The organism is Peribacillus sp. Bi96 (assembly GCF_918698115.1).
In the GTDB taxonomy this organism is placed as follows: domain Bacteria; phylum Bacillota; class Bacilli; order Bacillales; family DSM-1321; genus Peribacillus.
This window is the reverse complement of the sequence record NZ_CAKKLV010000040.1, coordinates 1-22,106: the sequence shown is the minus strand read 5'-3', so window position 1 is coordinate 22,106 and position 22,106 is coordinate 1. Positions and strand designations below refer to the sequence as shown.

At 34.8% G+C, this 22,106-nt stretch carries 26 protein-coding genes; 9 read left to right on the top strand and 17 right to left on the bottom strand.

Translation table 11 applies throughout. The annotated features are described in order from the left end of the window. The coding region (locus tag LQ203_RS26015; protein WP_230156708.1) for an IS3 family transposase at positions 1–92 on the top strand (92 nt) is incomplete at its 5' end. A gap of 158 nt (positions 93–250) precedes the next feature. Here LQ203_RS26015 and LQ203_RS26010 read toward each other — a convergent pair. From LQ203_RS26010 to LQ203_RS25995, 4 genes are all read right to left on the bottom strand, one after another. After that, positions 251–784 carry a GNAT family N-acetyltransferase gene (locus LQ203_RS26010; RefSeq protein ID WP_230162677.1) on the bottom strand — a complete coding sequence of 178 codons (534 nt, stop codon included), beginning with the start codon at positions 782–784 and terminating at the stop codon, positions 251–253. 192 nt (positions 785–976) lie between these two features. Continuing rightward, on the bottom strand, positions 977–1,237 hold the full coding sequence (locus LQ203_RS26005; RefSeq protein WP_230162675.1) for a hypothetical protein: 261 nt from the start codon (positions 1,235–1,237) through the stop codon (positions 977–979). A gap of 48 nt (positions 1,238–1,285) precedes the next feature. Then, complete coding sequence (locus tag LQ203_RS26000; RefSeq protein WP_230162673.1) at positions 1,286–1,777, bottom strand: hypothetical protein; 492 nt, start codon at positions 1,775–1,777, stop codon at positions 1,286–1,288. A gap of 87 nt (positions 1,778–1,864) precedes the next feature. Then, on the bottom strand, positions 1,865–2,293 hold the full coding sequence (locus LQ203_RS25995; protein ID WP_230162671.1) for a hypothetical protein: 429 nt from the start codon (positions 2,291–2,293) through the stop codon (positions 1,865–1,867). A 239-nt stretch (positions 2,294–2,532) separates the two neighbouring features. Here LQ203_RS25995 and LQ203_RS25990 point away from each other — a divergent pair, with 239 nt between their 5' ends. The 3 genes from LQ203_RS25990 to LQ203_RS25980 all read left to right on the top strand — a co-directional run bounded on the left by LQ203_RS25990 (position 2,533) and on the right by LQ203_RS25980 (position 5,760). After that, entirely contained in the window at positions 2,533–3,315 is a 783-nt protein-coding gene (locus tag LQ203_RS25990; protein WP_230162669.1) for a PAS domain S-box protein, read from the top strand. Positions 3,316–3,650: 335 nt separating this feature from the next. Continuing rightward, a complete protein-coding gene (gene psiE / locus LQ203_RS25985) occupies positions 3,651–4,091 on the top strand; it encodes a phosphate-starvation-inducible protein PsiE (RefSeq protein WP_230162668.1) in 441 nt (146 codons plus the stop codon). Between the two features lie 832 nt (positions 4,092–4,923). Continuing rightward, positions 4,924–5,760 (top strand): RMD1 family protein, encoded by an 837-nt coding sequence (locus LQ203_RS25980; protein WP_230162666.1) that lies wholly within the window; start codon positions 4,924–4,926, stop codon positions 5,758–5,760. 76 nt (positions 5,761–5,836) lie between these two features. On the opposite strand, the gene LQ203_RS25975 is transcribed toward LQ203_RS25980, so the two are convergent. The 3 genes from LQ203_RS25975 to LQ203_RS25965 all read right to left on the bottom strand — a co-directional run bounded on the left by LQ203_RS25975 (position 5,837) and on the right by LQ203_RS25965 (position 7,871). Continuing rightward, positions 5,837–6,226 carry a VOC family protein gene (locus LQ203_RS25975; RefSeq protein WP_230162664.1) on the bottom strand — a complete coding sequence of 130 codons (390 nt, stop codon included), beginning with the start codon at positions 6,224–6,226 and terminating at the stop codon, positions 5,837–5,839. A 258-nt stretch (positions 6,227–6,484) separates the two neighbouring features. Continuing rightward, positions 6,485–6,985, bottom strand: a complete 501-nt coding sequence (locus LQ203_RS25970) for a DinB family protein (RefSeq protein ID WP_230162662.1) — start codon at positions 6,983–6,985, stop codon at positions 6,485–6,487. A gap of 250 nt (positions 6,986–7,235) precedes the next feature. After that, on the bottom strand, positions 7,236–7,871 hold the full coding sequence (locus LQ203_RS25965; RefSeq protein ID WP_230162660.1) for a hypothetical protein: 636 nt from the start codon (positions 7,869–7,871) through the stop codon (positions 7,236–7,238). 1,165 nt (positions 7,872–9,036) lie between these two features. Here LQ203_RS25965 and LQ203_RS25960 point away from each other — a divergent pair. From LQ203_RS25960 to pcp, 3 genes are read left to right on the top strand one after another with little or no spacing between them, the layout of a single operon-like run. After that, entirely contained in the window at positions 9,037–9,711 is a 675-nt protein-coding gene (locus LQ203_RS25960) for a DUF969 domain-containing protein (RefSeq protein ID WP_098178254.1), read from the top strand. Positions 9,712–9,746: 35 nt separating this feature from the next. Next, a complete protein-coding gene (locus LQ203_RS25955; RefSeq protein ID WP_141995143.1) occupies positions 9,747–10,709 on the top strand; it encodes a DUF979 domain-containing protein in 963 nt (320 codons plus the stop codon). Positions 10,710–10,720: 11 nt separating this feature from the next. After that, the gene (pcp, locus tag LQ203_RS25950; RefSeq protein ID WP_230162659.1) at positions 10,721–11,368 is read left to right on the top strand and encodes a pyroglutamyl-peptidase I; all 648 of its coding nucleotides are present in this window, start codon (positions 10,721–10,723) and stop codon (positions 11,366–11,368) included. 329 nt (positions 11,369–11,697) lie between these two features. On the opposite strand, the gene LQ203_RS25945 is transcribed toward pcp, so the two are convergent. From LQ203_RS25945 to LQ203_RS25905, 9 genes are all read right to left on the bottom strand, one after another. Next, positions 11,698–11,871 (bottom strand): hypothetical protein, encoded by a 174-nt coding sequence (locus LQ203_RS25945; RefSeq protein ID WP_230162657.1) that lies wholly within the window; start codon positions 11,869–11,871, stop codon positions 11,698–11,700. A 371-nt stretch (positions 11,872–12,242) separates the two neighbouring features. Next, positions 12,243–12,635: a hypothetical protein gene (locus LQ203_RS25940; protein ID WP_230162655.1), complete on the bottom strand. Its 393-nt coding sequence runs from the start codon at positions 12,633–12,635 to the stop codon at positions 12,243–12,245. Then, entirely contained in the window at positions 12,625–13,125 is a 501-nt protein-coding gene (locus tag LQ203_RS25935; RefSeq protein ID WP_230162653.1) for a transcriptional regulator, read from the bottom strand. Before LQ203_RS25935 ends, LQ203_RS25940 begins: the two co-directional genes overlap by 11 nt. 286 nt (positions 13,126–13,411) lie before the next feature. Continuing rightward, positions 13,412–13,957, bottom strand: coding sequence for a GrpB family protein (locus tag LQ203_RS25930; RefSeq protein WP_230162651.1), 546 nt, complete (start codon positions 13,955–13,957; stop codon positions 13,412–13,414). A 190-nt stretch (positions 13,958–14,147) separates the two neighbouring features. Continuing rightward, positions 14,148–14,597: a DinB family protein gene (locus LQ203_RS25925; RefSeq protein WP_230162650.1), complete on the bottom strand. Its 450-nt coding sequence runs from the start codon at positions 14,595–14,597 to the stop codon at positions 14,148–14,150. Positions 14,598–14,878: 281 nt separating this feature from the next. Beyond that, on the bottom strand, positions 14,879–17,068 hold the full coding sequence (locus LQ203_RS25920) for a PBP1A family penicillin-binding protein (RefSeq protein WP_230162648.1): 2,190 nt from the start codon (positions 17,066–17,068) through the stop codon (positions 14,879–14,881). Between the two features lie 393 nt (positions 17,069–17,461). After that, positions 17,462–17,764 carry a hypothetical protein gene (locus LQ203_RS25915; RefSeq protein ID WP_230162646.1) on the bottom strand — a complete coding sequence of 101 codons (303 nt, stop codon included), beginning with the start codon at positions 17,762–17,764 and terminating at the stop codon, positions 17,462–17,464. 1,137 nt (positions 17,765–18,901) lie between these two features. Then, positions 18,902–19,342, bottom strand: coding sequence for an SRPBCC family protein (locus LQ203_RS25910; RefSeq protein ID WP_053347531.1), 441 nt, complete (start codon positions 19,340–19,342; stop codon positions 18,902–18,904). A 229-nt stretch (positions 19,343–19,571) separates the two neighbouring features. Then, a complete protein-coding gene (locus tag LQ203_RS25905) occupies positions 19,572–19,778 on the bottom strand; it encodes a hypothetical protein (protein WP_230162644.1) in 207 nt (68 codons plus the stop codon). A 278-nt stretch (positions 19,779–20,056) separates the two neighbouring features. Between LQ203_RS25905 and LQ203_RS25900 the strand changes: the two genes are divergently transcribed. Together LQ203_RS25900 and LQ203_RS25895 are read left to right on the top strand one after the other, a co-directional pair. Continuing rightward, positions 20,057–20,545: a sigma-70 family RNA polymerase sigma factor gene (locus LQ203_RS25900; RefSeq protein WP_230162642.1), complete on the top strand. Its 489-nt coding sequence runs from the start codon at positions 20,057–20,059 to the stop codon at positions 20,543–20,545. A gap of 16 nt (positions 20,546–20,561) precedes the next feature. Further along, positions 20,562–21,464: a DUF3298 and DUF4163 domain-containing protein gene (locus LQ203_RS25895; protein ID WP_230162640.1), complete on the top strand. Its 903-nt coding sequence runs from the start codon at positions 20,562–20,564 to the stop codon at positions 21,462–21,464. A gap of 397 nt (positions 21,465–21,861) precedes the next feature. Here the strand turns inward: LQ203_RS25895 and LQ203_RS25890 are convergent. Next, on the bottom strand, positions 21,862–22,106 hold a 245-nt coding region (locus tag LQ203_RS25890), incomplete at its 5' end, for a glyoxalase (protein WP_230162638.1).

Here is a 22,106-nt window from a genome sequence, read left to right as displayed (position 1 = left end):
ATATCCATTACTACAATCATCAACGAATCAAGGTAAAATTAAAAGGCATGAGCCCGGTAGATTACCGGATTCATGCCCTCAAGGCTGCCTAATTAAATAAAGTGTCTAACTTTTTGGGTTCACTTCAGGATCACAGTTCTTCTTGATTTTGTAGACAAAAGGGGTTATCTAAATGTTAAAACAAAGTTGATTGGAACGGTTGTGCGAGACCCCGCGGAAAGCGAGTGCCCTACGTTCCAATCAACGGTCATTAAACTAATTTGTACATAAGAATATCATCCACATAATCATTATCACTCATTTTATATTCTTTAATTTTACGGCCTTCTTCAATGAACCCCATCTTTTTGTACAAGGATATTGCCCTATGATTTGTTGAGAAAACCGCTAAACTTACCTTTTCAATCCTAGGATCCTTCTCTGCCCAGTCCAATAAAGCTTTTAGTAGCATCCCTCCAATCCCCAGTTCTCTGTAACCTTTTCTTATCATCATTCCAAATGAACCTGTATGAGACAATCGTTTTCTATTTTGGTTCATTTCAAATACTATCCACCCAACAACTTCACCATCTTTTTCAGTGACAATTAATGTTTCTTTTTCATTGTCTAATATGCTCTGCATCCATTCTTTTTGTTGAGATGAAGTTCTATTAAACTCTTCTGGATACGCAATTAGAAACTTGCCTTCGGAAACAACTGATTTCTGTATCTCTAAAATAGCCTCGGCATCTTCAATTTTCCCAGTACGAACAATGTAACTACTTATATCTTTTGAGATTGACAATTATATCTCCCCTTATAAAAAAAATTTCAACATTAATACATTGGTTTATTCTGTAATTTTCACCAATATTCCTTCTTCAACTAACCTGCCCCTATAGTTGCATAAAAAAATAGCTGCCTTAAAGGCAGCTCCGGTCTTAAGCTAATCAAACTGTTGGTTCCATAAAAAGTGTTAAGAATCACCATATAAATGCTATACAAAAAATACGACGAACCATATAAAAGCAATACCAAAATTTAATAACATCTGCCTCTTATTTTCTTTTATATAAAAATCTTCAAATCCATCTATTATTGATCCAATTCCTAATAAAATACATATATTTTTCATTAAATCAAAATTAAAATCATTAATTATAACTAATAATAAAAGTAAGCCCATTGCTATTATCATTACATATCTAATCAGTATAAATGGTTTAGTACTTTCTCTTTTTTCAAAAAACAATCCCATTACGAAACACCGCCTAATTATCATGCCCTTTTTAGTTCCATAAAAAAGCTAATCAGCTCCTGATTTTGAAGTAACGCACCTGGCAGTTAAAAAAACCATATCATTGCTTAGTTCCTCTTTTAAATCATCCTTAATATTAAGCATATCACCAGCATCTTTATAATTCTCAGATTTAAAAGATATACCATATCCATTATTCTCAGGATAACCATATAAATAGCAGACCACTTTTCCATCGTTCAAAAATACAATTTGATTCATTCCTTCATTTACTGTTTCACTAATATTATCCCATTTATAACCTACCGTTTCATATATATGATCTTTCGGGGTATATGGTCCAAAGGAATATACTACATCCCAGTCAAACGGTGTTACATCTACTAAATTTATTGTTTCAACGGAATGCCCAATTGATAACACTCCTTCTTTTAATAATGCTTCGTTTACATCCCATAAATCCTTATGTAATAGATATTTATAGATAGCTATACATATTAGACCGAAAGCTATAATCACTACTGTCTTTTTAGTTTTCATGTCTCCCCTCCAACTTGAACAGCAACCTTCCTACTAGATGTTTTAATGAAAAATACAGTTGTTTTATTTATCAACTGTATACATGTGCTACTCACTTGTTAGTATAAGTTCTCTTGATTTAGCGTCATAAATCTTATAACCTATTTCAAACTCATGATCCTTTGTTACGGTGACCTTACAATAGTAGGGAACTGCCCTTCCGTAAGCATCCAGGTCAGGAATATCCTCGAAATAAAATAGCTCATCCGTATCAGGCATTTCAAATGACGCTTCGCTGGAGCGTCCAGAAGAACTTATCTCGATGATGCAACTTCCATTTACAACATCATACTCTTTAAATAGCATATATTTTAGGCTTGGGAGAGTTATAACTAATAATAATCCGCCAAATATTAGTGCAGAAAGAGCTTTCAACGTATCGAAAAAAGTAAATTCTTTTTCAATAAACATAGAAATAAACAAAAAAATACTTAAGAAAAATAACGCTACACCCATTATTAGTAAACCATAAAACATGTTCATCCTTCTTCCTATACTGATTGAATAATTATATATACGTATTTTCAATTGAATCGTTTCAAATTCTTCCCATCTTGTTTACCGCTTCAAAGATAACTTCATATGTCTCATTGGAAGCCAGGTAGGAAAGCAATTTCACCTAGGATTTTCATGTATATCATAATTAACTATGATTCAATCGCTTGTTGAATTTTATTAATTAATTTACACTTTGTGATAAGGGGAGTGAAATCATAATGAAAAAAGATGTTTTTAATGAACATTATCTAACTCATCCAGAAATGTTATATAAGGAAATCATCGAGTATTCAGTCGAAACTATTGTTATTCACGCAGACTATGAAATTTTATATATTAATGAAGCAGGTACTAAAATTATGAGAGGAACCAAAGAAGAAATTATTGGTTCTTGCTTATTAGATCGTTATAGAAAAGAAAGCAAACCTTTAATAAAAGAAAGAATACAAAAATCTATGGTTGAAAATGTACCAGGAGAGTTAATGGAAGAAAAAATGTACACGCTGGATGGTACATTAATGGATATAGAACTATATTGTCTTCCTGTACAATATGGTAACAAAAGAGCGCTACAAACCACTATTAGAGATATATCTACCCGAAAAGAAATAGAAAGACATCATAAAAGAGAGATTAATAAAGTGTCAGCCCCTATTGTACCTGTATATGACGGAATTTCGGTTCTCCCCCTAGTCGGCTCTATTGATTCAGGCAGAGCCAAGCAATTATTAGAAACTATCCCTAAAGAAATGCAAAAACAGAATGTTCATTGGTTGATTATAGATTTTTCAGGAATTTATAACTTTGATAAGTTTGTCACTGCATATTTATTAAAAATTAAATCAGTATTGGAACTGCTCGGTGTTCGCACCATTATCACAGGAATAAAACCAGAGTTCGCTCAGTTGGCCGTTCACCTTGGAATAAACATATCTTCTATACATTCAATGGCTAATGTTAAACAAGCACTGCAAAGTTTAGGTATTGGAAAAGTTGAATAAGAAAAGGATTAATTGTCTGTATTAAATGAGGATAAGCAAGTGAGGATAGTTCCGAATATCAAACGATAGATATTCATTTAACAATACTGAACATGCATATTTAAGAATTAAATGAAGTGATTTATCGGATAAGCACAACAAGCTGGATATAAGTAATCTGAAAATGCAGATTACTATGATAAGGCAATGCCGAATATTATAAAGTACTGTGTATTGCTTTCCATTTGATACGTTCTTATATAGATGATATAAGTGCCTGGGATGCCTAACAAGGGAAGTGCTAGATTTAATGACTATAGCGTGAACCATAAAATTTGATATCCGGGGGAGTGCCGATGAGTCATAGTCATAGTCATAGTAAAAAGAAGAAAAAATGGGAAAGTCAAAATATAGCCGATATCCTTCAATTTGTCTTGAATATCGCCTTGATTTTATTAGCTTTATCATTATGCGTGTTACTTGGTAAGGAGATTCTTTATTTCTTTAAAATAGCATTCTTTGATCCAGAAATAAGGATAGAATTGGTATTATTAGAGCGTATCTTGATTTTCTTTTTGTATTTTGAATTCATAGCTATGATTGTAAAATATTTCAAAGAGGATTATCACTTTCCGATACGATATTTTCTCTATATCGGCATAACGGCAATGATACGGCTCATTATTGTCCATCATAAAGATCCGGTACATACTCTTATCTATACATTGTCCATCTTGGTGTTGATCATCAGTTTTTACATTATGAGCTCTGTAAAAGCTCGCAAAGAGAAACTATAACTTTATTTTTAATTAACATCACCTTTATGTGGGCCGCTGGATACTATGGGTGCCCGGTCTTTTGGTTATCGTTCAATCATGAGTATGATCCTAGAATCAAAGGATAGATCAGGTGAATGATCTATCCTTCTTTTTGAGTTTTTCAATTCGCTAAGCTCGTCTTCCCCAGTAATAAAGCTAAGCAAATGAACCACTTACCATATCGTCACCTCTTATCTAGCTTTAATAAGATGTCTCTAAGTAAGTTGTTTCTTTCCTTTTGAGTTTTTAGAAAGCTGATTAAAAACCAAACAATAAATGCTATTGGAATCAAATAAAAAAGTATCCCAGTAAGTGCCATCATGTCTACCCAATCCATTGTCTCTCTCTCCAATCTTTCTATACTAGAATAAATATAGGGGATAAATAAGCACAGTCTTTTAATACTTTTATCTCAACAATATCATAACCTTATCCTACTTACCTAACCCTTTAATGCCATAGGAAAAAAGCTGCCTTAAAGACAACTCTGATCTTCGTCTAAAGCACCTGTTGGTTCATTAAGAAAAATCGCTAAGCTAAAGTTATTGCCCTCATAAATTCTTGAACGACTTCCCCAAGGATGGTAGCCGTCACCTATAGAAGTGACTCCATATTTTTTATATTTCCGTGTATGACGATTACTGTGTTTCTCTGAGACGGTTTATGTAAGTATATTTCACTTTCTTACGCATGCTATATATATATTCTGAATGATTTCCACAAAAGGGATACTTCAAGAATTCTTCAAGCATGTTTTTGGAAAGATAGAATAAAATCGAAAAAGACCAATTCGCTGAAGAGAGTGATATACATGGAGCCAATTACCTTTAAAGCATTTGCAATCACTAATGAAATTGATTTGAACAAAATCGCCATTCATTGCGGCATTCCCAAAAAATTCACCTGGGAAGAGCCTTTAATCCTTAAAGACGATATTCTAAATTCCATCCTTAATAAAAATGTGAATGAATCGCAACAGGTGCTGGTTTTTTCCTTTGGCAGCATTGTCTTCATTAATTACGCACACGCGAATGAGATAAAGGAATTTTTAGCCTTTATCCATTCTTTCGAGCCGGATATTGATCTCGTCCATGTAGATAGATATACGGACGATTACAACCTTCACTTCAGAGAAACTGAAAACATCAGGTTTACCGACGAATATGTATTGGTGCCAAAATTTGAATTATTCTACCCTGAATTAATTTCCACTGTTCTTGCAAAATCGGTGGCACTCGAAAAAACTGAGGAACAACTCGGAAAAATCCACGACAAGCTCGAAACCATGATAGACCGACTTGAGAAAGGAAAGCTGAGAATCGGCAACAAGGAACTAGCGAGAACGACAGCCAAAATCGTACGTCACGAGTACAACACCCTTGCGTATATCATGATTCTGGATAAACCCGATATTACATGGACAAGCAGCATTGCCGGCGAATTTTATGACGGAATGCTGGATTTTTTTGAATTGAATGATCGGTATAAAATCTTGAAAAGTAAAACCGAAATTTTATATAACATTATGGATGGATTTTCTAACATCAGCCATTCGATCAGGGGATTATTCGTAGAATGGATCATTGTGATTCTAATTGTCTTTGAAATAGTCTTGACGGTTTTAGAAATTGCAGGATGGATACCATGAATCCAGAATCTTATTCAACTACACTGTCCCGTTACTACGAAAAGAGCAAGCAATGGCAGCCTTTATCCTTGCCCACTTATAGATCTTTTTGATTAACATTAAGTTCAACCAAATTACCATCTGGGTCGGCACAGAAAATTTGTGCGAATCCACTTTTCCCGTCTGGTTTTTCAAGGATTTCAACTTCATTCTGTTTTAACCATTTAAGAGTATCATGGTAGTTCTCGACTCTAAGGGCAAAGTGACCTTCCCTGCTGGATAAGCTTTTATCCTTACGAATCGTCTGAGAAGAGGGATCGACTATCAAGTGAAGTTGATTTCCCTCTATTTCAAACCAGGCACCTGGAAAATCAAAATCGGGACGCTGTATTTCTTTTAAACATAAAGTTTTACCATAGAATTCTTTTGCTCTTTCCAAATCTGTCACAGTAAGACTTACATGATGGAGACATTTATATTTAATCAAACCCTTCACTTCTTTCATTTCAATTGGTTTTTTACCTTAGGCGTTTTGAGGTTAATATGCCCGCATTGCATCTGGAGCTTGATCGGTTCATTTAATCAATTCGGCAACCATAAGCAATAATCCTTCTTCAACTAACCTGCCCCGATAGTTGCATAAAGAAAGAGCTGCCTTAAAGACAGCTCCGATCTTCAGCTAACTTCACCTTTATGAAGAAAAAATGGATTACTCTTCTCTTGCCTATTTATAATGAATAACATTTCAAGAATACCAATAAAAAGCATAATCAGTCATAACTGAAGAATCACCCAACTGATGTAACATAGCTGAAATATTCCCTCTATGATAGGTTCCATGATTCACAACGTGTAAGACCATTTCAGATATACTTGTTTCTCTTAATCCTGCCCATGGATTATCCAACATTATTCTCTTTTCCATATCTTCCTGTCTGTTCAAAAAGGATTTAAACCGAGATGTTAAAGTGTGAAATTCAGTTTCTAAGTCTTCAATGGGCAGTTTCTCAATCTTTTCTTGAATTTGAAATGAAGATTGCATTGCTTCATTCATACTCTGACCCTCGATGGTATTAAGCCATCCATATTCCACCAAATAGAGATGAGATAAAACCTTTGAAACAGAAGAAAAGACACTTTTCATTTCCTTTTGATATTTCTCAGGAGAAAGTGTCTTAAGATGATCAATAATCCGTTGATTTGCCCATACATGATAGTTATATAGACTTTCTACATGATTTGCCATACAAACGCCTCCTTATCATCACGTTTTTTAATATTCTTTATCAGAATGAATTATTCCTTTAAATATTATTACTTATCTGATGAGATCTTCAATTAAATGGCCCAATTGTTGAACAAAGGTCAAAGCAATCTTCAGCTAAAGCACCCGTTAGTTCTTTAAGATATTGAGTTGTTGGTTGGAATTTCTTTATACGCCTTTGCTTCTTATTCAAAAAAGCTGCCAATTTCAAATAGTTAAAACGAACCATTATTTATCTTGTTAGTGGAATCTTAATATCATTACCAACTTCAAGAATGCAGTCCTGGCGATCCCTAACTGGAGCAAAAATCATAATATATTCATCATCTTTGCCTTCTACTTCCCCTTTACTAAAAATCGGTTCAATTTTTTCACCAGCTGATCTTAGAAATACACCGGATTTTTTATGATCAACGACATAACCGTCTTCTTCATCTACTTTCCTTGCATTAAGGAATTGATTTTCCAATTTGCTCATGACTCTATATTCCATTCCGGTTTCATCCTTCATAAGCTTAGTATCTTTTCCTGTAACTACAACTCTTGTTTCTAATGCTGCAAACTCTACCTGCTTAATCTTGTATGTTTCTTTTTCAAAAGTGAATTCTTTATTTATTTCTACGGTTTCTCTTTCTGAGATGGCAGATTGATCAAGCCTAAAACCGAGTGACCATGTCGTTTTTAAACTATCCCTGCCACTGTCATTCCAAATCGTTAAATTTTTGATTTCTAAACGAATGTCTTGGCCTTCATATTTTTTGATTGATTCAAAGGATAAGGCTTCAGCCATATTGTTTTCTTTACTATCGTAATAACTACTTCCCCATCCCACATTGTCTAACTTCTTTCGTTCATCTCCAACAATCAAGTAGATTGAACTTACACCCTCAAAAAGGGCAATGACCCGTTCCGTTAGCAAAACCGGCCTCCACCCCTTGGATAGGCATGACGAAGGAATGAAAGGGCATAGGATTATGACCCGTTGAGACATGGGAGGGAAAGCCTCCAGGGCAGCGTGGAAAATGCGTGCAGTATATGTAATAATATAGGATTTTCGATAGATCCCCTATTTCAATCTTCCCTCATCTTATCAAAACGGTCCTATCTCTTTCGTTCATCTAAAGCAACCTATACCATATGGTTTGAAATCCTGCGAATAAGCGAGTATTCGTGAGCATTATCTATTAAACTGAGGGAGTTCTATAAGAAAAGCGATTCTTATTAAAGAATCGCGCCCTTTAACGGAGGATTGTTCAACAGTATTAAGAGCCTTCTTGCCACTTAAGATATTGCATAAAAGCATTCTATTGTTTAAGTACTTTTTTTCAAAATTGAAGGTCATAAGAATGAATATTTTTTACAAATAATATATTAAAAAGTGCTCATATTCCTTTGCATTAATCTATTTCCCATTTTACATCAATGAAAAGCTCTTCCCATACGGTTTAGATTGATCTAAGAATGCCTGAACTTGGCTCTCTCCTTTTGCCACATCCAGACCAACAACTGGATTCATTATTTTTACCTCCTCTACTTACTAACCAGTACCCCTAGTCCTCCATGTAGTGTCATAGCTTCGCTTGTTATACGAGATCTACGTCCCAACCAGCCTCAAACATGTTTCTACAAGTAGGGGGCGGACAGTTTAGTTCACGGGATCAAGTCCCACGCACCCGTACGTCCTACCCTAGCTACTGATATAATAGATTCTATTAAAAAAAGGTCAACCAGTAAAAACTGGCTAACCTTATAATACGAACGCACCCGTTAGTTAAATAGACTATATAACAATCCTATTTCTGTAATGCTTCTTCCACAGAAATAGGCGTGTCCCATTTTTAGTTTTTCTACTGTTGTAAATAAGTATTTTTGATGCGTTTTTTCTATTCATTCATTATAAATGACTTTGATTTTTACATAATTAGTCACTTGGATTAATAAAAAATTTATTTCAAAAATTCTTACATTAATGTACAATAACATGTAGTTTATATTTTTGCAGAATAGTTTTAATAATAAGAAAGGGGATATGTATGGTTCTAATTGGTGTTCTTTTAATCATGATTGGCTTCGTACTTAGATTCAATTCAGCAGTTGTGGTAACTATTTCAGCACTCGTTACGGGGATGATTGCAGGTATTCCCATTACCAGTATTATTACGCAATTTGGCGAAGCATTTACAACTAACAGGTACATGTCTATTCTTATAGTCACGCTTCCCGTTATTGGGCTGCTTGAAAAAAATGGTCTCCAGCAGCAAGCTTCAAAGGTTGTATCAAAAATTAAAGCCATCACTGTTGGCCGGGTATTGACCATGTATTTATTGATCAGGGAAGTCGGAGCTGCTCTTGGTTTAAACAGCCTTGGTGGTCATCCGCAGACTGTACGTCCGCTGATTGCCCCAATGGCAGAAGGGGCTGCTCTAACAAAATATGGTAAGCTACCTGAGAAAGAGCAACAGGAAATCCGTGCACACGCTGCCGCTACCGATAATATCGGCTTGTTTTTCGGAGAAGATATTTTCGTGGCGGTTGGTGCAATTCTATTGATGAACGGATTTTTTGAACAGAACAATATCCCTGCTGACCCAATATCAATGGCGTTATGGGGAATTCCTACTGCCATCTTTGCTTTTATCGTACACGCTATTCGCCTCCGTATGTTTGATAAAAAGCTGGATAAACGTTTGGGCAGTCGTGGCCAATAATGATAAACACTCCAAAGAGAAAGTGAGCATCTATTATGATATTCTCAGTTGAAATGATTTACGTATTGATGGGCATCATTGTTCTAGGCTGCTCCCTATATATTTTCACTGATCGGACGAACAGCCGTCGGTTGACTACGGGAAGCTTTTACTTGATTTATTCAATTACATTAATGTTCGGCCAAATTATTCCGCCATTTTACATTGGGCTTATGGTTATTATTATGGTTTTAATCATTGCAGGTGGCGGGTTAAAGAAAAGCGAACATGTTGAAGAAAGCATTACTGTAAAGGAAGAGCGAAGAAAACGGCTTGGCGGCCGTCTTTTCCTACCCGCCATCTTGATTCCTATTTTAACCTTAGCTGGTTCTAAGCTGCTAGACGGTGTTAAAATTGGCGGAAAGGCTTTGCTGGATCCATCTAATGTAACGATGGTTGCTTTAGGTCTGGCGTGTTTGACTGCCATTATTTTTGCGATGGTGATGACACGCGGAACACCTACAGGGGCTGTGAAAGAATCACGTCGCCTGCTAGAATCTATTGGTTGGGCTGTATTGCTGCCACAGCTACTTGCAACATTGGGAACCATTTACACAAATGCAGGGGTTGGTACAGTCGTTTCCAAAGCTGTGACAGCAATCATTCCCGAAGGTTCGCTATTTTGGGTTGTGGTCATTTTCTGTCTCGGCATGGCTATATTCACTATGATCATGGGGAACGCCTTTGCTGCCTTCCCAGTTATGGCTGCAGGTATCGCCATTCCTTTTCTGATTAACCAATTTGACGCTAATCCAAATCATATAGCTGCCATATCTATGTTTGCGGGTTATTGTGGAACATTAATGACGCCAATGGCTGCCAACTTTAATATTGTGCCGGCAGCCTTGCTGGACTTGAAAGATAAAAACCATGTCATAAAAGTTCAAGTTCCAACAGCTTTGGCAGTATTAGCTTTCAATATCGTACTTATGTACTTACTTGTTTCATTAGGAGTATAGGAGGGATCTTCATGAAGCAAAAAGTGTTATTAACCGGGTTTGAGCCCTTTGGCGGAGAAAGAGTAAACCCTTCCTGGGAAGCAGTAAAACAGTTACATGGAGAAGTTATTGATGATGTGACTCTAGTTGCTGAACAAATTCCAACTGTATTCGGGAAATCAGTTGCAGTAATGGAGCAGCTTATCCAGCAGCATAATCCTGACATCGTTATCTGTGTAGGACAAGCCGGGGGTCGGCTTCACATCACCCCTGAACGGGTGGCAATCAATATGGATGATGCTAGAATCCCTGACAATCAGGGAAACCAGCCTATTGATGAGCCTATTGCAGACAAAGGGCCAGTAGCCTATTGGTCTACGATCCCCATCAAAAGAATTGTCGAAAACATGAAGGAAAGCAACATTCCTGCATCGGTATCCCATACCGCCGGAACATTTGTATGCAACCATATCTTCTATGGATTAATGGACTATATCACCCGAGCCTCATCAAGCATCCGGGGTGGATTTATCCATATTCCTTTCATTCCGGAGCAAACTATTAATAAAGAAGCGCCTAGTTTAAGCCTTGAGACAATTGTTAAGGGCATAAAAATAGCTGCTGTCACAGCTGCTAAATATGAATCGGATATTCATACAATAGGCGGGACGACCCATTAATTGTACCGTTTTTTTAAAATTTGACCGATTTACTTGTTTTGGTTATTATTCATGATTGGCCTCATGTTTATGATGTATTTGTCCTTTTCGCTTGCGAGCTTGGGACACTTTCATCATATCAAGAGGTCTTTTTGTGCTCAAATCTCTTTTTCATTCATTACAATAATCCCCATAATAAAAGGAGCTGCTGATCAGCTCCTGATAATGAAGTAAAGCACCTGTTAGTTCTATAAGACTTATTGCAGAGTTGACACATACTGTGTCACAAAGTATTTATATAAAATCAAAAAATAACTGCTCCTCAAAGAACAGGAGCAGAAAAAAAGATGTTATTTCACAACTTTAAGAGGAACAAGTACTTTATTAAAAAAAGACGTTTCGAGCTTGGCTAACCAACCGTTTCCGTTTTCTCCATTAGCTACTTGAGCAGCGTGCTTTTTGTGAAATTCTGCTACCCGTTTATTATGCTCTCTATGCCATTGGTGCATAGAATTATGTTTCATTCTTATTGCCTCCTTTCCGTTTAATTATATTTCTAGAAAAGTTGAATAGAAAGTGCTTTTTATTCAACTTTTGAAAGAGAGGAAATCGATAAGTTAATAAATCTAAATATGCACAGTTCGTATACACTACGCTTGTTGAACTAACCTGCCCCTAGTTCCATAAGAAAAACGGTTAAACCTTTTTCAAATCGGTACGACTTTATTGTAAATTAAACACTTATAAGAATAAAGAAAGCCTACGATCCTTGCTATTTAAGGAAGTAGGCTTTTATTACTTTTTCTTTTTATGTAGGCTATGTTAATGAATATTGTTGATATTTATTAAAGAAATGAGTAGCTTCTAATTCAAGAAGATACTCTTCTTAATCAAATTAATCTTTAACGTTATTTTTGTGTCTATTTGCTAACTTCATAGCGAAGAACTGAGGAATTAAATTCAAAAAACTAACCAAGATTAATAATTGATATGGAGTTAGTGGCTTAAAATAGCCACCCCATCGTTCGTTCCCTGTCATCTCGCTTATGAAATAAAATGAAATTATTACAGATAATATATTACCAATAATAAGAGAGATTGAATTATTAAAGAGTTTGCCGAAGAAAGCAAGAAGTGAAGTCACTACAATCATAATTAAATAGCCAAGCATTGAGCGGTTAGCAAAATCTTGGTGCATTGAAAAATAAACAAAAGGAAAACAGTATAAACAGACTATTAGAATACCAATTACTATTTTTCTTAGAACAAGCAAAATCTTATTCTTCATATATCCCCATCCCAATACCTTTGTCTATCTCGATAGTCCCCACCTCCTGTAATTCATTTAAACGACTTAAACTCTCTTCTTTATTAAAAGAACTATGCCAACGATAATCATATTGATCCAATATACGGTAATGGTTACTAATCAAATTTTGTTGCAAACGAAAATCCCCTCTATACTCGATTTCTTTCCACCATATCTTACCACCCATTGTTTTTTCTTTAGGCGTACCACCATTATTGCTAGCAATTAACTGAACAAAATCAACTGGATTGTCACCAATTGATGAGATCAACAATTGGCTATGATTAAACAAAGCACAAAATGCAACAACGGTGGTCCAATTGGCTTCTGTTCTTCTTTTTTCAATTTGAACTAGTGTTTTTTTTGAAATCCCTAGAATTTCAGACATCTTATCTTGAGAAAAACTTTGTTCTGTTCGGACAAGTTTCATTTTTTCTGATATTAAATTGATGAATTCTTCTTTTTCCATATATACTAAATACTCCTTTTTAGTGTAATTTTACACTAAAAGTATTATTTTTCAATAAAAAATACCCTTTTTGAATAAAAAGCAACTTTAAAACACAAAGAAAAAAGCAAGAAATAACCTTGCTCTAAATAAGTTTGAAATGGGAATATTTCTTAATTAAAGCTTGTTGAACTAACCTGCCCCGATAGCTGCATAAAAAAAAAGCTACCTTAAAGACAGCTTGATCTTCAGCTAACGCACCCGTTAGTTTAAGTACATTTCTTCACAAACTTATATTAGTTCGCAACTAAGATTTAAGAACATAATTGATAAATTCTGTTTTTGCTTTAGTGTACGCTTCACGATCATTGCTATATTTTTTTGCTAAATTTCTTTTAAGAATAGCGTATTCATCAATAAACTGCTGATTAGTCCGTAATAAATCACGAAAAAGTAGCTGATTATCCCACCGTTCTTCTCCCTCAAGTAAAATATGTAAATGTACTACTCGTTTGTCGTTAATTACTTTCACAAAAAATCTTTGCCAAGGTCGATTGTCTATGTTAGGTGGTACATAATGCCAGTCATGATTAGCTAACAATGAAGATATTTCTTTTATTTTTTGAAATGAATCAATTTTAGCCATTAAATCAATGATTGGTTTAGCTGGTAAATTAGGAATAGATGTACTTCCATAATGTTGAATTTCCGTTATGCCGAAAGTTGAAAGAAGATTAAGAAGAAGTGCTTTTTCCTGATTACCTTTTTCTACCCACTTGGGATTTGGTTCGACAATGTCTATTGTCTCATTAGCCCAAACGGGCCATGTGCTTTCATCATGAATATCTTTCATTTTACTCCCCCTCAAGATTTTAATTTTTTCAGTTTCAGAAAAATCTTTGTACCTGCATTCTTTTACAAACCTGCCTCGATAAAAGAAAAAGCTGCCTTAATGACAGCTCCGATCTTAAGCTAACGCACCTGTTAGTGGAACATAGACGCATATCATAAACTAGTATTGAATAAGGCTACCCCGAATACATCTATCTCACAAATGTAATAAAGTCAATATTAACTGGTTCAAAACCATCTGCTCGAAGTCGTGAGTTAATCTGTCCTCGATGATACTGACCATGCAATGCTACATGAATTAAAATATCCCGTATAGAATTCTTAAACTCTTTTCCTTTACTATTTGTGTAGGATATTAATTTATCTAGGTCAGTATTTGATAAATTAGTAAGAAACGTTGTTAAGCTCTCTTTATTTTGCATAACAAGCTCTGCACAGACTTCTATATCGACCTCTGACCAGATGGGCAGTCGTGAACTGTCCAATCCTCGTAATCTAGTTATCCATACTTTTTCTGCAAGTAGGATATGGGAAAACAAACGGCTCACCTCTTGATTTTTATCTTCAATACTTTGCAATGTTTCAAGAATACGTTGATTAGCCCAATTTAAATGCTCATACATCTTTTGGATAGTTTTCAATGAGAATCACACCACCAATGATTGAATTTTTCAATAGGATTTTCCCTTTTAAAAATCAATTTTCCTTCATTTTTATATTACCATATAATCCCATTGATTCGAGTGAAATAAAAGGATTCTTATTCAACTAAACTGCCCCGATAGTTGCATAAGAAAAAACTGCCTTAAAGACAGCTCTGATCTTCAGCTAACGCACCCTATAGTTTAAGTAGAAACCCTCACATTCTCTTATGTGTATCATAAAAAAGGATGGAACCAATGCGATCCCATCCTAAAAATCTTTATTGTTTGTGTTGCTTTTCCTCTTGTTGTTTGTGTTTCTTTTCCTCTTGTTGTTTATGCTTCTCTTCCTCTTGTTTGTGTTTCTTTTCCTCTTGTTTATGTTTTTTTTCCTCTTTATTTCCACCAATATCCAATGGTTTTTCTTTTTTATTTTTTGTAACTGGTGGAGCTTCTTCAGGATTTGCACCTTTAATGAACAGTTCATTATTCACCCGGTATACATCACTAGGCTGCTGGAAGCTACTTTGGTCTGTTCCAAACGCTTCCAGCATGACCTTAAACATTTGGTGCGAGATTTTAGTTGTATTTCCATCCATATAATTACCTGAACCATTTTTAGTATATCCAGTCCAAACCGCCATAGTGTATTGCGGTGTATAACCAGCGAACCAACTATCATTTACCGAACCGGATGGATATCCATATTGTGCTCTGGTTTTACTGTCAAAATTGGTTGTGCCAGTTTTTCCAGCCACATCTAGTCCAAGGACATTTGCTGTTTTTCCTGTACCAGATTTTACGACTGTCCGTAACATATCCGTCACCAAATAAGCTGTGTAATCATGCATAACACGTTTTGGCTTTGGAGTTAAATTAACAACTCTGCCATCAGGATAGACAACTTTACGAACAAAATGTGGTGTATTGTATTCACCGTTATTTCCAAAAGCACTATATGCCCCTGCCAACTCTAATGGATTAACCGTATTACTTCCAATCGCATATGATTCGTACACCTTATTATTATTAAAAGTAATACCCAGATTTTCTGCAAAGTTTTGTGCTCTATCCAACCCTACTTCTTGAAGGGTAAGGAGTGCTGGAATATTGTATGACCATTGAAGTGCTGTTCTAATCGACAACATTCCGTGATATTGATGATCCCAGTTAGAAATAGATTGACCATTTGAGTAGGTTATCTCATGATCATTAATTTGGTGTGCTGTAGACCATTTTGAATTTTCAATAGCCGGACCATAATCAAAGACTGGCTTGAAAGTAGATCCTGGTTGACGTTTAATATCAACCGCAAAGTTGTTGCCTCGGAAGGAAGCTTTAAATTGGTTTCGACCGCTTCCAATAGCTCGAACTTCTCCTGTTTTTGTATCTAAAAATACGAAGGCTCCTTGAAAATTGTCATTTGGATAAGAAATAATCGTATCGGTGTTCATTATTTTGTCCGCAAAGGTCTGAGCTTTTGGATCTAGCGTCGTATAAATAGATAATCCATCCGAACTGATATCTACATTTTTCAGCTTTCCTTCAACTTCTTTTACAACAGCGTCCAAAAACGCCTCGTACGGCATCCCTTTCTGTTTCGTTCTTGGAACAAGTCCTGCTGTAACTGGAACCTTCTTTGCATCCTCCAATTGCTGTTTCGTAATATACCCTTGTTTATACATAGCTTCTAAAACAATATTACGACGATTTGTTGCAGCTTTCACATGTTCGGGTTCAGTGGGATCGTAATAACTTGGACTCTGTGGGAGCCCCGCCAGCATAGCGGCCTCCGAAAGCGTTAATTTATTTAGATGATCGGCATCGATTCCGTAGTAATTTTTGGCGGCAGCTGCTACACCATATGCCCCGTCTCCAAGGTAGATCTTATTTAAATACATCATTAAGATTTGATGTTTGGAATACTTTTGCTCAAGCTGATAGGCCAAGCTCCATTCCTGTACCTTTCGCTTTATTGTTTTCTGAGGTGACAAAAAGGAGTTTTTAATGACCTGCTGTGTAATCGTACTTCCGCCTTGAGATCCGAAATCCCCTTTTAGGTTCTTGAAGATTGCTCTCGCAGTTCCTTTTATATCAATGCCATTGTGTTCATAAAAATGTGCATCCTCCGTGGCAATGAAAGCATGTTCCAACATTTTTGGAACTTGAGAATACTTAATTTTTGTCCGCTTTTCTTTACCATATTCGTAAATGAAATTCCCGTTTTTATCGTATAATTTGGTAGAAAGCGGATCGACTAGTTTTGAAGCATCTATTTTAGGTGCATCCTTAATCATTGCTGCAACCGTAACTGCCCCTATTCCAATTGAAACAACAACTAACAGTAAGCACCAAAGTAAAACTTTTTTCAAGAAAGACCTTCTTTTAGGGGAGTTTTCACCTTTTTTTTGATCTTGTTTTGTTTTTTCCACTTGTTTTCGTTCCTGACGAGAACGATACGTTTCTGACATTAATCTACTCTCCCATATTCAAGTTACTCAACAAAATTGAAGAAAACTATGCAAAGAAATAACCTTTTATTTACTCACTATTCATTGATAATCAGTATGGTATTTAAAACAATGCATTTCATGCAAAACCTGTATATAACGAATTAAGGAAGAATTTATCCTATACTTGGTCGGTTTTCGCAATAAAGTAATCACTTCGTACTATCTTATCTAATGCATCTTGTAGAACGTCTTCCTTCTTTACATCTGGCCCTTTTAATATTTTTTCTCGTTTAATATCATTATCCAAGGTATAACAAACAATGACATATAGTGAACAAATAAAAAAAGACAGTGTACCACGCTGCCTCTTGTTGTATGGGTTAAAGAAAACGAAGAATTATTTAATCTTATCTAGTGAACAATTATTCTATGTTTTAATTCTGAATTCATATCTAAAACACCTATCACAATTTGATTATCTTCCGTCAATGTTATGTATCTGAAATAATCATCATCAGAAATCAACAAATCGGTGTCATTCGTCGTTTTTTCCATTTTGGCAAATACATCTACTGTGTACTCAAGGTGAAAAAAATCATCAAATCCCTTGCTTGAGCTACCTACCCAGGTATACAGAAAATCTTTCAGTGTGATTTGTTCAATCACCGATAATTGTTTCTTGAATTTTAACTTATCTACTGTGACGCTTATCATCTTTCAACACTCCTTAACGAGTATTAATTATATACATTGAAGTCTCCTTCAACAATGCTATTTGCGTAACAATCCGTTTACAGTTTAGTTACTATACTAAAGGGGCAGGTTAGTTCAACAAGGAGTTATAATATATTAGATTCAGAAGCTTGTAAAAGTGGTGGTGAAAAATGCATATAAAGTAACGAGATCCACCTAAAATAAGAGAGGCAAATTGAATTGAACATAGATATAGGGTTTCTCTTCCTTGTTCTTTTATCTCTAACAGGATTAATATTGTCCATTAGATATACTAAAGAACAAGATAAAGAGCAGAGTGAAGTAGTAAGTGGAGCAGGAATCTTCGGTAATTTTGTTTATCTTTTGATAACTTCACTACCATTTAGGGTAAGAAAGGCGATATATATTATAGTGTGCCTTCTTATGGTCCTTTTGTTTTCTATTGGTTTATGGGAAGTATCAAAGGTTTAGTTATGCAACTTACAGGTACTTTACTTCAATAAGGGAGGTTGCTGCGGCAACCTTTTTCTTACGGAACTAAGGGCCAGGTTAGTGCAATAAGACGGGTTGAAAATCCAGCTCTCTTTTAAGTCGCTCTTGAGACATATTATTCAGCTAAGAAAAGTAAAAAATAAAAATCCATCCCTGAAAAGCTTCAAGGATGGATTCAGACAAACACCAAGATCCTTAGGGTGTCTCTTGGATAATTCTTATTATGGCCTATAGATAGTTTTCGAAAAATACCTTTGGTACCATCTATAAATATTTCATATGAATAATTCATTCTGTATATTACCATCTATTGGAAATTATATATACGGTCATGAGATAGGACTTACAAATTATATATAGTCCATTTTAACAATACTTATGGAACTAACCTGCCCCGATAGTTGCATAAAGAAAATCTGTCTTAAAGACAGCTCTGATCTTCAGCTAACGCACCCGTTAGTTCATTAAGAAAAGCGATTCTGGAATATTGAAAAAAAGAGGCCATCCTTTTTGGACAGCCACCTTTCCGCTAATTATAAAATTTCTAGTAGAGCTCGATATCATTATATTGGTCACTTCAGAATGTTACCATCTATACTTCAGAGAAGGTATCTCCAAAATGAATTGGCTTTCAATCTTTGAAAACTATGAGAATACTGCAATTTTACGTGCGATAGATTCTGTTAAACGAGATGCTACTTTTGGAACAGCCCATTTAATAATTGGTGTTAACACCGCACCAGATAATCCGCCTGCATGGATTTCCACCGTACAAGTCATTATTGTTTTACCATTAACATCTTCTGCAGTAAAGTGACCGCTTCCTGTAAAATTATCTGATAAACCTTTTAGTTCAAACTTAATATTTGAAGGTTCATTCCATTCGGTAATATCTACCTGCGCTTGTATTGTTTTTTTAATACCTTTCACACTACCTTCAAATGTCCAAATAGATTGCTTGTCATTTATGATTTCATGTTCTTTATAGGCTGGTACTGTCGTTGCCCATTTTTCGAGATCACTGACATAATCCCAAACTGCTTGTACATCTACTGGAACTACTACAGTATGCGTTCCCGTTGCCATTATGATCCCCACCTTCACTATGTATGAATTGTAACTTTACATTTCTACAAAATAATTATTACATAAAAAGCATAAACTTACATCACTAATTATACATAGCTTTCCTTCTTCCAATCCTCCACAATCCGGCTCTTTAATGGAATAACAGGACTGACGTTTTTAAACGACTTTAATGTCACTTAACAGTATTCCTTATGGAACTAACCTGCCCCGTTAGTTGAATACACAATTACTCCTCTCCAACTGTTTTAGGTTTTACTAAAACCAGCAACAAAAAGCTCAACCACGAAATACTTAGCATAATTACATATACAATATTCCAAGTAGATTGTTCCTTCACTAAAGCTAAAACCTCACCAATTAGCAAAATAGTAATTATTATGAAGGATAACCTATTTGCATTTAATACTATAAACTTTCTCATTTTCTTACCCATTTATATACACCACGTCTTAGTCATTATTAATATTTTAACATTTACTTCTTGTTCAACTAACCTGCCCCTTTAGTTCTATAAGTACTCGCTAATCAAATCTGCTGTTTTAACGAGGTCTTTAATTAAAGAAAATCAACAATAGTCTTTTTCAAAGCAAAAAAACTAGATAATATATTATTTCTTGAAATTTTTCTCTTAGAATGAAAACTTTTTGGACAAGCTATACGTTTAATAAGTACAGAGCTCTAATACCACATCGATTGAGAGGATTAAATATAGTGAACGAACTAAACTTAGATCAGTTGATTGCAGATTTTGTGATACAAAACAAAGAAAAATATTATAGACTTGCTTTTCACTATGTAAAGAACCAGGCAGATGCGCTAGATGTTGTACACGAATCGATTATAAAAGCACTATCCAATAAAGAAACGTTGCAGAATCCAGATTTTTTGAAAACTTGGTTTTATCGAATTGTGATTAATACTTCAATTGATCTTCTTCGAAAACAGGAAAGATCGGTTATAGTAGATGACAATGTTCTTTCGAGTTTGGATGGTGGGAAAACAGATCATTATGAAGATGTCGATCTCAAGATCGCTCTTACTTCGTTACCAGTTCAATATCGGAGCGTCATCATATTACGCTACTTTGAAGACTTTAAATTAGAAGAAATTGCACAAATTTTAGATAAAAATATAAACACTGTGAAAACAAGATTATATAAAGCATTATCGATGCTGCGTATCACGTTGAATGAAATTTAGAAATGGAGTGATTCTCATGACAGATAGAAAAATAGAAAACTTGAGAAAAGAATATGAAAATATTCCGATTCCAGATGAGTTAGATTTTGTGGTCATAAAAGCATTAAAACAAGAAGCTGGATACCCAATGAAAAAGGAAAAAAATCATAAAAAATTATATACAGCATTAACTGCCGTAGCCGCATCCGCATTATTTATAACTGGTGTGAATACAAATCAATCGTTTGCAGCCACTGTCTCAAACATACCTGTGATTGGTAGTTTAGCAAAAGTCGTTACATTCACTGAGTTTAATGTAAATGAAGAACAATCTAAAGCAAATATTAAAGTTCCATCAGTGAGTGGATTAAAAAATAAAAAACTAGAAAACGAATTAAATGAAAAATACCTAACAGAAGGAAAAGCACTTTTTGAAAACTTCAAAAAAGAAACAAAATATGCGAATAAAATTGGTGGAGCTCACTTGGGAATTAAAAGTGGGTATGAAGTAAAAACGGATAACGAGCAAATCCTTTCAATCAAACGTTACGAAGTAAGTACATCAAATGGATATTCTGCAACTCAATTTGACACAATCGATAAACAACATGAAATATTAATTACGTTGCCAAGTTTATTTAAAAATGATCATTACATTGATATCATTAGTGAAAATATCAAAACCCAAATGATTGAGCGATATGAAGAAGATAAAGAAAATAATTATTATTGGGTTGAGGGCATTCCAAATGATATCGAAGCAGCAGGATTGTTCCAAAAAATAAATAAAAACCAAAACTTCTATATCAATAATAATGGAAAATTAGTGATTTATTTCGATAAATACGAAGTGGCACCTGGTGCATATGGTGAATCAGAATTTGTCATCCCAACAAATGTTCTTTCTAATGTTTTAGTCAGTGATGCTTACATTAAGTAAAGACTGAAATAGAATGGTTCTAGTACAAGTAAGACACGCTAAAAGAGTCAAAATCCTTTACAAATGAATTTATGAAGTACATCAAATTTTTTTAAAAATCCAACACTCTCTAACTTGATAAGAATTCCAACTTTCAGTAAAATAGTTGGAATTCTTATCACTATTTATGTATATTACAATAACTTTAAAATCTATTTTTATTATTATTAATACTTAATACTCTGTTTCTGTATTATCAAATATACAAAATTAAATAAGGGATTTTTTAATTTTTTCTCAATTCCTTATTGAACTAATCTGCCCCGATAGTTGCATAAAGAAAAAGCTGCCTTATAGACAGCTCTGATCTTCAGCTAACGCACCTTTTAGTTCAACAACAAAATTTATTATTATCCTATTACTTCTCCCAAAGCTCTATACGCCTTCCCTCTGGATCTTCAATCCAAATAAACTTTCCAAATTCATTAATCGTCTTTTCCATAACAAGGGGAACACCCATTTTTTCTAGATGTTTGATACTGTCATCCAAATTTTCAACTTGAAAGTTTAACATCACTTGTTGTTCTGTTGGAAAATAGCGATCATTTTCAGAAAAGAAGGAAAAGATAGTTTCATTGCCTGATTGTGGTGTAATAATGGTAC